Source organism: Ekhidna sp., assembly GCF_965227465.1.
In the GTDB taxonomy this organism is placed as follows: domain Bacteria; phylum Bacteroidota; class Bacteroidia; order Cytophagales; family Cyclobacteriaceae; genus Ekhidna.
This window is the reverse complement of record NZ_OZ245746.1, coordinates 381,148-394,576: the sequence shown is the minus strand read 5'-3', so window position 1 is coordinate 394,576 and position 13,429 is coordinate 381,148. Positions and strand designations below refer to the sequence as shown.

8 protein-coding genes are annotated in these 13,429 nt (G+C 37.7%); 5 read left to right on the top strand and 3 right to left on the bottom strand.

Annotation, left to right across the window (positions count from 1 at the left end; genetic code table 11):
* Window positions 1-120: 120 nt before the first annotated feature.
* Window positions 121-1,554 carry a trypsin-like peptidase domain-containing protein gene (locus tag ACO05G_RS01785; protein ID WP_421764421.1) on the top strand — a complete coding sequence of 478 codons (1,434 nt, stop codon included), beginning with the start codon at window positions 121-123 and terminating at the stop codon, window positions 1,552-1,554.
* On the opposite strand, the gene dnaA is transcribed toward ACO05G_RS01785, so the two are convergent.
* Window positions 1,551-2,939, bottom strand: coding sequence for a chromosomal replication initiator protein DnaA (gene dnaA / locus ACO05G_RS01780; protein ID WP_421764420.1), 1,389 nt, complete (start codon window positions 2,937-2,939; stop codon window positions 1,551-1,553). The two genes, ACO05G_RS01785 and dnaA, sit on opposite strands and share 4 nt — an antisense overlap.
* Window positions 2,940-3,181: 242 nt before the next feature.
* Here dnaA and ACO05G_RS01775 point away from each other — a divergent pair, with 242 nt between their 5' ends.
* The 4 genes from ACO05G_RS01775 (at window position 3,182) to ACO05G_RS01760 (ending at window position 11,182) form a co-directional block, all read left to right on the top strand.
* Window positions 3,182-4,060, top strand: a complete 879-nt coding sequence (locus ACO05G_RS01775) for a methylmalonyl-CoA mutase family protein (protein ID WP_421764419.1) — start codon at window positions 3,182-3,184, stop codon at window positions 4,058-4,060.
* The gene (scpA, locus tag ACO05G_RS01770) at window positions 4,060-6,063 is read left to right on the top strand and encodes a methylmalonyl-CoA mutase (RefSeq protein WP_421764418.1); all 2,004 of its coding nucleotides are present in this window, start codon (window positions 4,060-4,062) and stop codon (window positions 6,061-6,063) included. The genes ACO05G_RS01775 and scpA overlap by 1 nt, the downstream gene beginning before the upstream one ends.
* Window positions 6,064-6,110: 47 nt before the next feature.
* Complete coding sequence (locus ACO05G_RS01765) at window positions 6,111-10,307, top strand: CHAT domain-containing protein (protein WP_421764417.1); 4,197 nt, start codon at window positions 6,111-6,113, stop codon at window positions 10,305-10,307.
* A 125-nt stretch (window positions 10,308-10,432) separates the two neighbouring features.
* Window positions 10,433-11,182, top strand: coding sequence for a ferritin-like domain-containing protein (locus ACO05G_RS01760; RefSeq protein ID WP_421764416.1), 750 nt, complete (start codon window positions 10,433-10,435; stop codon window positions 11,180-11,182).
* Between the two features lie 81 nt (window positions 11,183-11,263).
* Here the strand turns inward: ACO05G_RS01760 and ACO05G_RS01755 are convergent, their stop codons facing one another.
* Together ACO05G_RS01755 and ACO05G_RS01750 are read right to left on the bottom strand one after the other, a co-directional pair.
* Window positions 11,264-12,199, bottom strand: coding sequence for a hypothetical protein (locus ACO05G_RS01755; protein WP_348282668.1), 936 nt, complete (start codon window positions 12,197-12,199; stop codon window positions 11,264-11,266).
* Window positions 12,200-12,235: 36 nt separating this feature from the next.
* The gene (locus ACO05G_RS01750; protein WP_421764415.1) at window positions 12,236-13,426 is read right to left on the bottom strand and encodes a CHASE2 domain-containing protein; all 1,191 of its coding nucleotides are present in this window, start codon (window positions 13,424-13,426) and stop codon (window positions 12,236-12,238) included.
* Window positions 13,427-13,429 lie beyond the last annotated feature (3 nt).

Here is a 13,429-nt window from a genome sequence, read left to right as displayed (position 1 = left end):
CATTTGAAAGTGCCGCAAACATAATAGGCGGCAAAGATAGAAGTTTGCAATTTTTAACAATGCGATGGAATAATTTTGATCAAATTCAGTTTACTTTTCATAGCAATGAATATAAAAATCATGAATACAATTAAGACCGTTATATTGAGCCTGATCGCAGGTGCGGTAGGTGCCTTTATAGTCACTCAAAATTCCGACAATAATATTCAAGTAGATTCGATTCAACTTGTTGAGCATGAAGTTCCTGAGACGAACCAGTACATTAGTTCTGTTTCTTATTCATCGCTTATTCCAAATGAAAATTTTGTGGTCGCATCAGAAAAAAGCACTGGGAGTGTTGTGTTTATTCAGACGCTGAGTGAAGTTGAGTATCGGACCGGAGGATGGATGGATTGGTTTTTCGAGCCGCGATCTTCTCAAAGAGTAGGCAGTGGTTCAGGTGTTGTCTTCTCCAACGATGGATATATTGTCACCAACAATCATGTAATTATGGATGCTGACGAAATAACAGTGATCGCTGGCAAAAGAAGTTATAAAGCTGAATTAGTAGGTCGAGATCCAAGTTCCGATTTAGCTGTGATTAAAATTGATTCAGATGAACTACCTGCAATTGAAAAGGCAAATTCAGAAGAAGTAAAAGTTGGAGAATGGGTTTTAGCCGTAGGTAATCCTTTCAATCTTACTTCTACAGTAACTGCTGGAATTGTAAGCGCAAAAGGGCGGAATATTAACATCCTAAGGGATAAATTCCCAATTGAAAGCTTTATTCAAACTGATGCTGCAATCAATCCTGGAAATAGTGGTGGAGCTCTGGTGAATTCCAACGGCAAGCTCATTGGTATAAATACGGCAATACTTTCTCGAACGGGATCATATGCAGGGTATGGTTTCGCTATCCCGGTCAATATTGTAAATAAGGTATTCAATGATCTCGTGAAATACGGAGAAGTTCAGAAAGCTTTTACAGGAGCAGAATTTATTGATATCGATAGCGAAATAGCGTCTAGAATAAGCGTTCAAGATCTAGATGGTGTTTTGATAGCAGATATCAAAGATGGTAGTGCTTCTGATAAGGCAGGATTAAAGAAAAGAGATGTAATTAGAAAAGTCAACGGAAAGCAAATAATGAGCAAAGCTCATTTAGAAGAGCTAATTGCCAAAAGTTATCCAGGCGATGCATTTCAGATTGTTGCTGAACGGGACGGAAATATGATAAATAAAACACTCACGCTTACCAACAGAGAGGGGACAACCAGTATTATCACAAGAGATATTTATTACGCTGATGAATTAGAAGCTCGATTCGAACGGGTATCTAAAGTAGAACGTGACTTATTAGGAATTGAGAGTGGAGTAAAAGTGATCGATTTTAAGAACAATGGATTTTTTGCCAACCTTGGTATTCCTAAAGGTTTTATCATTACCCAAATCAACAATAAGTCCATTCAAAAACCCGAAGAACTTGCTCAAACGCTACAAAACATTAGAGGTAGATTTGATATTATCGGGATAAATGAAAGTGGAAGAAAAGTGTATTACCCATTTCGACGTTAGGCAGTACGCATTTTCAACTTTTTCTTAAGCTCATCAACGGAATAGCGAAATTTAGAATCTGTGTCCATCATGTCATTGACTGATTGAAGGGCATGGATTACTGTACTATGGTCTCTTCCTCCAAAATGATACCCTATTGATTTAAGTGAGTGATTAGTATAATCCTTCGAAAAATACATAGCTACCTGACGTGCTATTACGATTTCTTTTTTCCTTGTTTTAGCCTTCAAATCATCTTGGCCAACATGAAAATAATCAGATACGGTTTTTTGTATGTAATCAATACCTACCTCCGAATCGATCTCTTTGACAATGTTTTTGAGAACTTTTTTAGCGAGTTCCAGATCCACCTCAACTTGCATTAAGGATGCATGGGCGATTAGAGATACTACTACTCCTTCCAACTCCCTAATGTTGGTATCAACTGTATAAGCTATGTACTCAATTACTTGTTCAGGGATATGAATTCCGTCCTCCTGAATTTTTCTTTGAATAATTGCCATCCGTGTTTCGAATGCTGGTTGTTGCAAATCAGCAGTCAACCCCCACTTAAAACGTGACACTAATCTTTCCTGCAGTCCTTTTAAATCTTTAGGAGCACAATCACTTGTCATCACAATCTGCTTTCCAGCTTGGTGGAGATGATTGAAGATATGGAAAAATATTTCCTGTGTTTTTTCTTTATCCCTTAAGAACTGTACGTCATCTAAAACCAATATATCAACACCACGATAATAGGAGATAAAGCTCTGAACGTTATTATTCTTTAATGAATCAATAAATTGATTCGTAAATTTTTCCGATGCTACATAAATGATTTTCTTGGAAGGATCTTCACTTTTAATGTAATTACCAATCGCTTGTACAAGGTGAGTTTTACCAAGTCCAACTCCTCCATAAATCATTAATGGGTTGAATGAAGTAACTCCGGGCTTCTTGGCAACAGCATAGCCTGCAGATCTGCCTAACCTGTTACAATCGCCCTCAATAAAGTTATCAAAGGTGTTTGTGGGATTTAAATTATTTTCGCTCTTAAGATCATCGATAAATGCAGTATTTATACCCTTACTATTACTTCCGTTACGATCAGCTAGGTTATTGATTTTCAGCGTAGTGGGTGTATTTTTCGCCGTTTTTTCATTTTCTACGACAACAGAATATTCCAATCTTGCCCCCTCACCCATTTCTTTCGCAATTGCTTCTTTCAAGATGTGAACATAATGTTCTTCTAACCATTCATAAAAAAACTGACTGGGTACTTGAATTGTCAGAACGTTACCCTCTGATTTTAAGGGGCTTATTGGCTCGAACCATGTAGAGAAACTTTGATTAGGAATGCGCTCTTTTATGAACTCAAGGCAGTTTTTCCATACTATTTCATGCATTCTCGATTAGAGTTAATAGTGGTTTATATTGGCTTAGGTGATCCTTCGAATTTTCGAAAGGGCATCAAATATGTCTCAAATTTTTTTCTAAAAAAAATGGATTTTATCCTTGATTTTTTCAAATAGTTTCCTATGTTCCTCCAGGGGCATTTTTAAATGAAAATTCTTTGAAAAATACAATTTTTCTTAACATGCCATTTCTGGTCTAATTTCGTGAATCAATCCCTAAAAACACTCAAAATTTGAAAGAACTAAACCTGAATATTTTCCCCTCAGTTTCTAAAGAAAAGTGGAAACAACTTGCTGAAAAGCAACTAAAAGGTGCTGATCCTAGTGCCAAATTGACTTGGTTGAATGCCGCAAAAATCGAGATTGAAGCATATTACGATAAGGAAGATACCGCCAACCTCAAGTACCTCCACGATTTTTTTTCACAAATTAATTCCCACAAATGGAAGTTGTACGAAGAGGTTCAAGTTCTAAATGCTAAACAAGCAAATGAAAAAATATTAAAAGCCCTAATGGGCGGGTGTGATGGAATTATCTTAAAAGTTGAGGATGATCAAATACTGGGACCTGCACTGGAAGGTGTTGATCGAACCATTTGTGACATTTCCCTAATCTCCTCAAAAGAAGTAGACTCTGTCGGTTTAAATGGGTTTAAAAACACGGTGAATGGAAATTGTTTGTATTTAGGTCAAAAAGATGATCCTATAGATCAACTTGTTAGTTCAGTATCAAAAATCTCAAACCATTCTTATCTGTATCGATATGCCTTCAAGGATTTCTTTCTCGAAATAGCCTCTATTAGAGCATTGAGATTTCTATTGGGTACCAAGGGGCTATCAAACATTCATATCCACACCCAAATACCAATTCATGAATCTACAGAACATCAATGGTTTTTAAACACAAGTTCTGCCATTGCCAGTATTCTTGGTGGCAGCCATTCTATTGACTTACCAACCGCCATGGGAGATAGCAGAATAAGTCGTAATGTGGGTAATCTGATTCGGGAGGAGAGTGGGATAAATGAGTATTCTGATCAGTGCGGAGGCTCCTTCTATATTGAAGCCCTGACAGATAAAATAGTTAATGAAGTTAACACTAAGCTGAAATAATGAAAGATAGAAAATATTTACAAGAGGGATTTTCAGCTGGGACACCCCCGTTTCTTAGGGGGCCATATGCCACTATGTATACCTCCAGACCATGGACAATCCGCCAATATGCAGGATTTAGCACAGCAGAAGAATCGAATGCATTTTATAGAAGAAATCTAGCAGCGGGTCAAAAGGGGCTTTCAGTAGCCTTTGATTTAGCCACACATAGAGGATACGATAGTGACAACCCACGAGTAAAAGGAGATGTTGGTAAGGCAGGGGTAGCCATAGATTCAGTTGAGGACATGAAAGTCCTTTTTGATCAAATACCATTGGATCAAATGTCTGTCTCAATGACGATGAATGGAGCAGTTATTCCAATCATGGCGTTTTATATAGTCGCTGCAGAGGAACAAGGGGTATCACCAGCACAACTGACAGGCACTATTCAGAATGATATTTTGAAAGAATTCATGGTGAGAAATACCTACATTTATCCGCCTGCACAATCGATGAGGATAATTGCGGATATCTTCAAATACACTTCTGAAAAGATGCCAAAATTTAACTCCATCAGTATCAGCGGATATCATATGCATGAAGCCGGCGCAACAGCTGAGCTTGAAATGGCATTTACATTAGCTGATGGGCTTGAGTATGTGCGAACAGGAATTAAAGCGGGAATCAATATTGATTCTTTCGCACCTCGCCTATCTTTTTTCTGGGGAATTGGCATGAATTTTTTCACGGAAATTGCCAAGATGCGGGCTGCAAGGGTTTTATGGGCAAGAATCATCAAAGAATTTGATCCAAAGAATGAAAAATCCATGGCCTTGAGGACACACAGCCAGACCTCTGGCTATAGTCTGACCGCCCAGGACCCATTCAATAATGTTGCTCGCACAACTATAGAAGCCATGGCCGCTGTACTTGGTCATACACAATCATTACACACTAATGCGCTCGATGAGGCCATTGCTCTTCCAACAGATTATTCTGCAAAAATTGCCAGAAACACCCAAATTTATCTTCAGCAAGAAACAAACATTACCAAAGTCGTTGACCCACTGGGTGGCTCGCATCATGTAGAAAAACTCACCCACGAATTGATTGAGAAAAGCTGGAATATTATTCAAGAAGTAGAAGAAATGGGAGGCATGTCTATGGCGATTGAGGCCGGTTATCCAAAAATGAAAATTGAAGAGGCTGCTGCACAAAAGCAAGCACGAATTGATTCTGGTCAGGAAGCAATAATTGGTGTAAATAAATTTATAACAGATGAAAAAACAGAGATTGAATTGTTGGAAGTAGACAACAATCAGGTAAGAAAAAAACAAATAGAAGGGATTAGGGGAATCAAGTCCTCGCGTAATGAAGAAAAAGTTCAACAATCATTAAGAAAAATTGAAGAAGGTGCCAAATCCAATGAAAACTTGCTTGAGTTAGCAATTGAAGCTGCACGTAATAGGGCGACTCTTGGGGAGATATCTGCAGCAATGGAGAAAGTTTTTGGTAGATTTCAGGCGACAAACCGAACAATATCAGGCGTGTATTCATCAGCTATTAAGAATAACGAAGAATTTAAGAGAGCCCTTGCGCTTTCGGATAAATTTGAGGAATACGATGGTAGGCGTCCGCGCATCATGATAGCAAAAATGGGGCAAGATGGTCATGATAGAGGTGCAAAAGTGATTGCCACATCATTCGCTGACCTTGGCTTTGACGTGGATATAGGACCTCTGTTCCAAACACCAGAGGAGGTAGCTAAACAAGCTATTGAAAACGACGTGCATCTGGTAGGAGCGTCATCCCTTGCCGGAGGACACAAAACCTTGATACCTGAATTAATTCAGGAACTAAAAAATCAAGGCAGAAGTGATATTTTAGTTGTTGCTGGTGGAATAATCCCGGAAAATGATCATAAAGAACTCTATGAACAAGGAGTTGCAGATATATTCGGACCTGGTACAATTATATCCCAGGCGGCAATTAAAATTCTTAACAAGCTGATGAGCGAATAGTTGCTCCATTTTAGATAACTTTAGTCATAAGAAAAATCCTATTGAAAATGAAATACTTGCAATCCGCCCTGATGGTAGTCCTGATGCTTTGCGTCACTTTTACGAATGCCCAATATCAAAAGTATATTGATAAGGCAGACGAAAAATATGAGTCTGGAGATTATTCATCGGCTCGAAAGCAGATAGTAAAGCTAAAAAAGAAAGCCACTAAAAGTCTGGGATACAATAATCCTTACAATGCAATTGGCTTGGTTAAAGAAGCTAAAATCAATGTTGGCTTAGGTGAACTAGTGAGTGTTATGCAGCCTCTTGAAGAGGCAGTAGCCATGAGTGAAGAAGTAAACGGTGCTACAAGTGCTGAGCATGGTTTTGTGCTGATGGAGGCAGCCGATGTACTAATATCATATGGAAATTTTCTACTGGCAGGTCAGTTTATTGATAAAGCAAATGAGGCTTTTGAAAGCTCTGGCTCACTTATCGAGGACATTTCTGCAAAACTAGATGTCCAGCGTGCCCAAGTACTATCAGGTAAGGGTTTTTACAGTCAGGCAATAGAACTCGTAGATAATCAGACGGATTACTACCTTCAAAGAGCGCTTGCAGAAGGGGACAAAAAAGAACAAATAAAACGAAAAGAAGAGTTTGCTGAGATGATGATTGTAAAAGCCAACTCCCTCCGACACATGGGTGACTATCAGTCGGCAGATTCTGCATTCATTACCAATTTACAGTGGGTGGATGATAATCTAAAGAAGAGTCATCTGCTTTGGTCAAAAAATGCATTTTTGAATGCGAAGTTGCTTGAAGAAAATGGACTTGCAATATCAGCGCAAGCGAAATTATATGAGGATGCCTACATATGGGCTGTAAGAAAGTATGATTTGTCACATAATACAGTCATGACAATGCAGGCTAATCTAATGAGGGCCTATTTTCAAAATGGTCAAAATTCAAGATTAAAAATTACCAAGGCAGATTTTAAGAAATCACTTAAAGAATTTGATAAAACAAGCATTTTCAACTTAGCTGAGGATAAAATGGACTTAACATTTGATTTAGTTAATCAAGACATCAGAAGACTTGAAAACCAAATCAATAAAATGCTTGCTAGTGAGGTTATTCCTGAATTTCATTCGGAGAGAGTAGAGCTTTTGGAGCTGGCAAAAAAGGTATCTCTATATGCTGGTAATACCAGCAACACCGAAAGTTATGATAGTGAAATTCTCAGAATCAAAGAATTTTTACTGGGTGATGATGCGCCTGAGTACCATTTAACGAAAGTAAAGCTTGCAAATTATTATGTAGACTTTACTGACAAATTTGCTGAAGCAAAAGCTATTTATGATGAAAGTTTTCATGGTAAAGTAGAGCCAGAAATTACGAAAGGGCATGTGGATTACCTGAATATCATGAACCATTTGGCCAAGTTTTATGAGGAGACTGATAACTACGAAAAAGCTTCGGAAATCCTGGATGAAGCTTTGCTGGCAGCCCGTGTAAAGTATGACAATCAGGATATTGAATATGGTAAAGAGCTAGACAAAATCGCTGGGTTACAGATAAATATTGGCGAATATGATAAAGCTACCACCAATCTTGAGTCTGCCATAGAGATAATGAAATCAACCAAGACAGATCTTGCTAAGAGTTACTTATCTGCTGCTTACATTACCAAAGCAAAACTTCTTACTATAAAAGGAGAATATGACGAAGCAGAAGAGCACATTTATGATTCTGAAGATCTCAGGAGCCAAGGGGCTCTAACAACAGATGTTGCAGGAATTTCTTTCAGGGATGATTTAGGTAGTCTATACACAAGTATTGGAAGGTACTCAGACGCCACACAGTTACTAACAAAATCGCTCAAAGAAAAATCGAAGCAATTCGGAGCTACTAGTCGACACTTGAATCAAACCCTAGTAGCAAATGCACGATTAAATCTCATCAAGGGTGATTATACTGAAGCTGAGCAAGAAGCACGAAGAGCTAATACCATTGCAATAAGTACTTTCGGTGAAAGTTCATCTAAAGTAGTTCCATCAATTCTTCAACTTGCAGATGTCTACACGACAATAGGTGATTATGACAAGGCAGAAAGTTTACTTAAAAATGCTATTAGAATTCAAAAAGAAAAGTTTGGACCTGAACATGTTGATGTGGGTAAATCAACATCAAAACTAGCTCTGGTTTATTTTTATCAAGATAAACCACTACCACAAATACAGACATTATTTCAGGAGGCAGAGGGCATTATCGGCAAAAAACTGGGGTCGAATAATCCAACCTATGCTGAAATCTTAAAAAACATGGCAATTGCGAATATTGCATCTGCAAATTACACCCTTGCAATTACCTACCTGAATCAGGCAGAAAGCATATGGAAAAAGAAGATTGGTAAAAGAAATAACATTAATGCCGCAACCGCACTTGTATTGAAAGGGGATATTTTCTATAAACAACGCAATTATACTGAGGCTGAAAATTATTATGAAGATGCCAGAAAACAATATCAGCGAGTTTTTAATGACACACATCCAGAATATGTAAAGGTTCAATCCAAATTAAGCAAGACATATTTCATGCAATCCAGATATAAAGATTCACAGGATGAAATGGAGGAAGTACTTGCTAACTATAAAAACTTCATTCAGGAATATTTTCCTGCCTTGAGTGAACGAGAAAAGGCAAAATTCTGGAATACGATTAAGGGAGACTATGAATTTTATAACACCCTTGTGGTGAGTAGAAACAGAAGCGCAAAGTATATCGGAGAACTTTATAATAATGCGCTCTTAACTAAAGCACTTCTTCTCAACTCATCAATTAAGGTTCGTCAAAGAATCATGGGCAGCAATGATGAAGAGTTAATAGGCATGTATACCAAATGGGTGGAAGACAAGGAATTACTTACAGCTGCCCTGTCTATGAGTACTCAGGACCTTACTGAAAATGGAATAGACCCTGCTGCACTAGCAAACAATGTCGAGCTATTAGAAAAAAATATCAGCTTAAAATCTGAATTATTCTCACAAAGTGCTGATAGCAAACAAATTCTATGGGAAGATGTGAAAAATTCACTTGGTGAAAATGAGGTGGCAATTGAGATGGTAAGGTTCAGAGTATTTGATCATGTCTTCACAGACTCTGTGATGTATGCATTGCTTTATGTGAAAGGAGACAAACGATCTGAACCTAAAATGATTCTCTTAGCTAATGGTGGAGATTTGGAAAACAGGTACTTAAAAAGATACAGGAACAGTATCAAGTTTAAAATCGAGGATAAATACTCCTATGACCAGTATTGGAAACCGATTGAGCAAGAAATAGGTGCTGTCTCTACCATATATTTATCCCCCGATGGAGTTTATAATCAAATAAATCTAGAGGCAATTCCTACTCCTGATGGACGATATGTTCTTGATAATTCGAACATTCTACTCATAAGTAATACGAAGGACTTATTCCTTAATAAGATCAAAACCAAAGTTGTTGCTGAAGAACAGTATGCCATGATGTTTGGTAATCCAGAATTTTATATCCAAACTCAGCCAGGAAAGCCACTTGCAAGTTCAGGACTTACAAGATCCACCGCTGAAGTAGTCTCCCCATTACCCGGAACCAAAAGAGAAATTGACGAGTTGAACGACCTGCTTGACCGGAAAGGATGGAATACAGATAAATACACAGAAAATGATGCAAGTGAATCCACTATCAAGCAGGTGACAAATCCAAGGGTTTTTCATGTTGCAACACACGGTTTTTTCAAAGAAGCACCCAAAGCAAGTAATCTTGATCAAGAATACAACGAGACAGCAGCTTATGACAACCCGCTTCTAAAGACTGGGTTGCTTTTAGCTGGTGCCGGTGACATCCTTAACCAAACGCAATTCAATTACAACGTAGATAATGGTATTTTGACAGCTTATGAGGCCATGAATCTAAACCTTGATCAAACAGATCTTGTCGTGCTATCTGCATGTGAAACAGGGCTGGGTGAAGTTCAGGCTGGTGAAGGTGTTTACGGATTACAGCGAGCCTTCCTTGTTGCTGGAGCACGCACCATTGTAATGTCACTCTTTAAAGTAAGTGATGAGGCCACTCAGCAATTGATGGTGAAGTTCTACCGAAAATGGATTGAAACCGGAAATAAAAGACAGGCCTTTATAGATGCTAAAAAAGAGATTAGAAACGAATATAGAGATCCTATCTACTGGGGACCATTCGTAATGATTGGATTGGATTAATATTTAAAATAAATTGGAAAAAAGGGATGGCAATGGCATCCCTTTTTTTGTTTCTGCTTAATTTCTTAATTAGTGTTAAGAGCCTGAACGCCGAGTCAAATGATTCGTTAGTGCATCAAAAAACTATGATACATAGCTCATTATTTTGGCAAGATCATTTCAGAAAAAACCTAACAGCTAATCGGGTAGATTGGAAAATTCGACCAAAAATTTCCCACATCGAAAAAAAAGAAATCATTTACTCGCTAAAAGCCTGGCAACTAGGAGAAACGAGTGATGGGTCTCACCTACTCAAGGTTGCAGAAAAATATGCAAAGAAAATCGATGACCCTGATTACCCGAATGCTGTTCGTCTATTCATAAAAGAAGAACAAGAACATGGAAGAAACCTAGGAAAATATATTGACCTAATTGATGAACAGAGGTGCAAAAGTGACTGGGGAGACACTCTTTTTCGAAGAATAAGATACTTCAATTCAAGTATGGAGCTGTGGACAGTTGCAGTTATAATCGTAGAAAGTGCAGCGCAAATATTCTATTTAGCGCTAAAGGATTCCACTAAATGCAAACTTCTAAAATCAATTTGTCAGGATATACTTATTGATGAGGCACATCACATTAAATTCCAGAACGAACGTTTGTATCAGATTTTTGAAAAAAAGAGTTTCTATAACAAAGCCTTTAGCATTGGCTGGTATGGTATTTTATTCTTTGGCACCATTCATGCAATATGGTTTGGTCATAAAAAAGCCTTTAAGGCTGGCGGCATCAATAAAAAAGAATTTATGAGGCTTATGTATTACAAATTTTTCAAGAGCATGAAATATTGCCATTCACAATTTTCATTAACATCTCCAAAATTTGCTCATGCTTAAATGAACTAATACATTTCCTAAAAACAAAAAACCCTGATCCACACGAATCAGGGTTTTGAAAATTGTTTCTATTTGGAAATATTATTCCTCGCTGTAAACTTTAATTCCATTTCGCTCGATAATATCTTTTTTGATGATTTTAAAATCATCAACCTCAGGATTCATTTTGATAGCTTCTTCAATAGCAGTCAAGGCATCAACAATAAGGCCATTCTCTTCATAGAATGAAGCGTAGATAACCTTGTTTAGCGGGCTGCTTTCATCAACTTCAGCTTTCAGGCTGTTAAGTCCTTCTGAATATTGCTCAGGATTTTCAGGACGCTTGATAGCAATGTCACCTGAAGAAACATCCATGTTTTCCTTAGCTTTTACATTGATGATCCACAGACCTTCTTCATTTTTCATCTGATCCTGTGTGAAATCAAGTGTCACTGCATTTCCAGCAACCTCTTCTTTCATGATCTCTTCATCAAAGATATTTTTCACGGTAACAATGAAGGTGTTTTCTTCCATGCCCTCCGGAGTGTCCCAGTTAAGAATTGCTTTATCCCCAAGAACACTTGCGTCTTCAGCAGGAATAAGTACCTGAATTTGCTCATCACCAGCCAAAGCTCTTGATACAGCTCCTGTAGCATTTAATCTGGCTCTGTAGTTAGGCTGTTCTTTTTCATTCATCTTATTCGCTAAAAACTTAGCATATCTACTAGATACGCTCGCGGCTTTGGTATTTACCATTTTAGCAAGATCTGAAACTTTTTTAGTACCCGGAGTTCTTACCTCTAGCGTCTTACCTGATTTGTGCATCAAACCGATGTAAGCACCTTGTGAAGCGATTAATTCATCACCGTCACTTAAAGTAGCTCCAGTTTTTAGTGCAACAGCGGATGTTGCACCTTGTTTTTTAACTTGATTTTGACCCTTGTTGGCCAAAACTCTAAATGTGTATCCTTGTCCGTAAGCTACTCCAGCTACGAAAACAAGCATAATGGTCATTGCGATAGAAACAAACTTTCTCATAATAGTTCCAATAATAATTTGGCGTTTTCTAAAAATTTATAATCGTGATACTTTAAATAATTCTTTTCTTCCTTCTTTCGATAGTGAATTTTTCACTACTCCATAAAATACTTCCAGGCCATCACCTGAAAGGGCTACTGCGAACAGTAAATATGTTAGATCCAATTTCATGCTAAAGATATCCATGAAATAAACCATAAGATAAATTAAGCCTACAAATTCTATAACCTGAATGACTTTGGTGATACCATCGTACCATTTAGGTAATTTTTTATAAATCCATGAGAATACCATGATATTTAAAAATAATCCGATAAAGCCTACCAAAATCTTCTGCCAATCTTTTAGATAAAATATGTAATTCTCATTCATGATCATAGAAACGATGTTCGCATGAATAACTCCTCCATACATATCTGGAAAAGCTCTTCCGATATAGGTTTCATTTAAAGGCGTAAAAAACTTATCTTCAAAATTTTCTCTATCCCCAAGATATTCTCCTAAAAAACAGAAAATCACCACTTTACCTTCAATTATATCTGGTGTGTAGTTACTCCCAAAAACATCTCCGACATCAAGCGCATAATACTTATTACCAAATTTGGTCGCACCATAATCAAGCACGTTACCTCGGTAATTTATAACCTCCACTTCATTACCTCTATCAACAAATTGTTGTGTCTTTTCAGGAACAACATAAGAGGATAACTTAACTGCGAAAGCCTGATGCGTTACTGAATCCGAAGTTGTCAGTGTTGGATTAAACTCCCTACACATTTTCAAATCGGCTTGTTCTCCCGCGTCTGTTAACAGATTAGCGAAAGCAGGCTCAGCATTGAATGTGAACCATGGCCAGGACATATGAACAGAATCAAGTTCTTCCGTATCTGGATTGTACAGCACTTTAGTTACCATTACCAGATTTTCTACCCTGCTTAATGCATCCATGAGCATCATATCACCCAATGTATCTTCTTTTGGAAAATCAAAGAACGAATCCACACCAATCACAGCAGGATTATGTTGACTGATAGAATCAATCATCATGGCAATTCCTGCCCGAGACTCCAATCCCATATTTATCAATATGACATTTTCGTCAGCTATGGGATCATCCAGCAATTGCGAGAAATAGATGTCCGTAAACTCCATGTCCGCAAACGCATCTCCAATTGGATCAAACATGTCAAAGACCTTGAAGGCTGATACTGATCCTATAAAGACCATTAA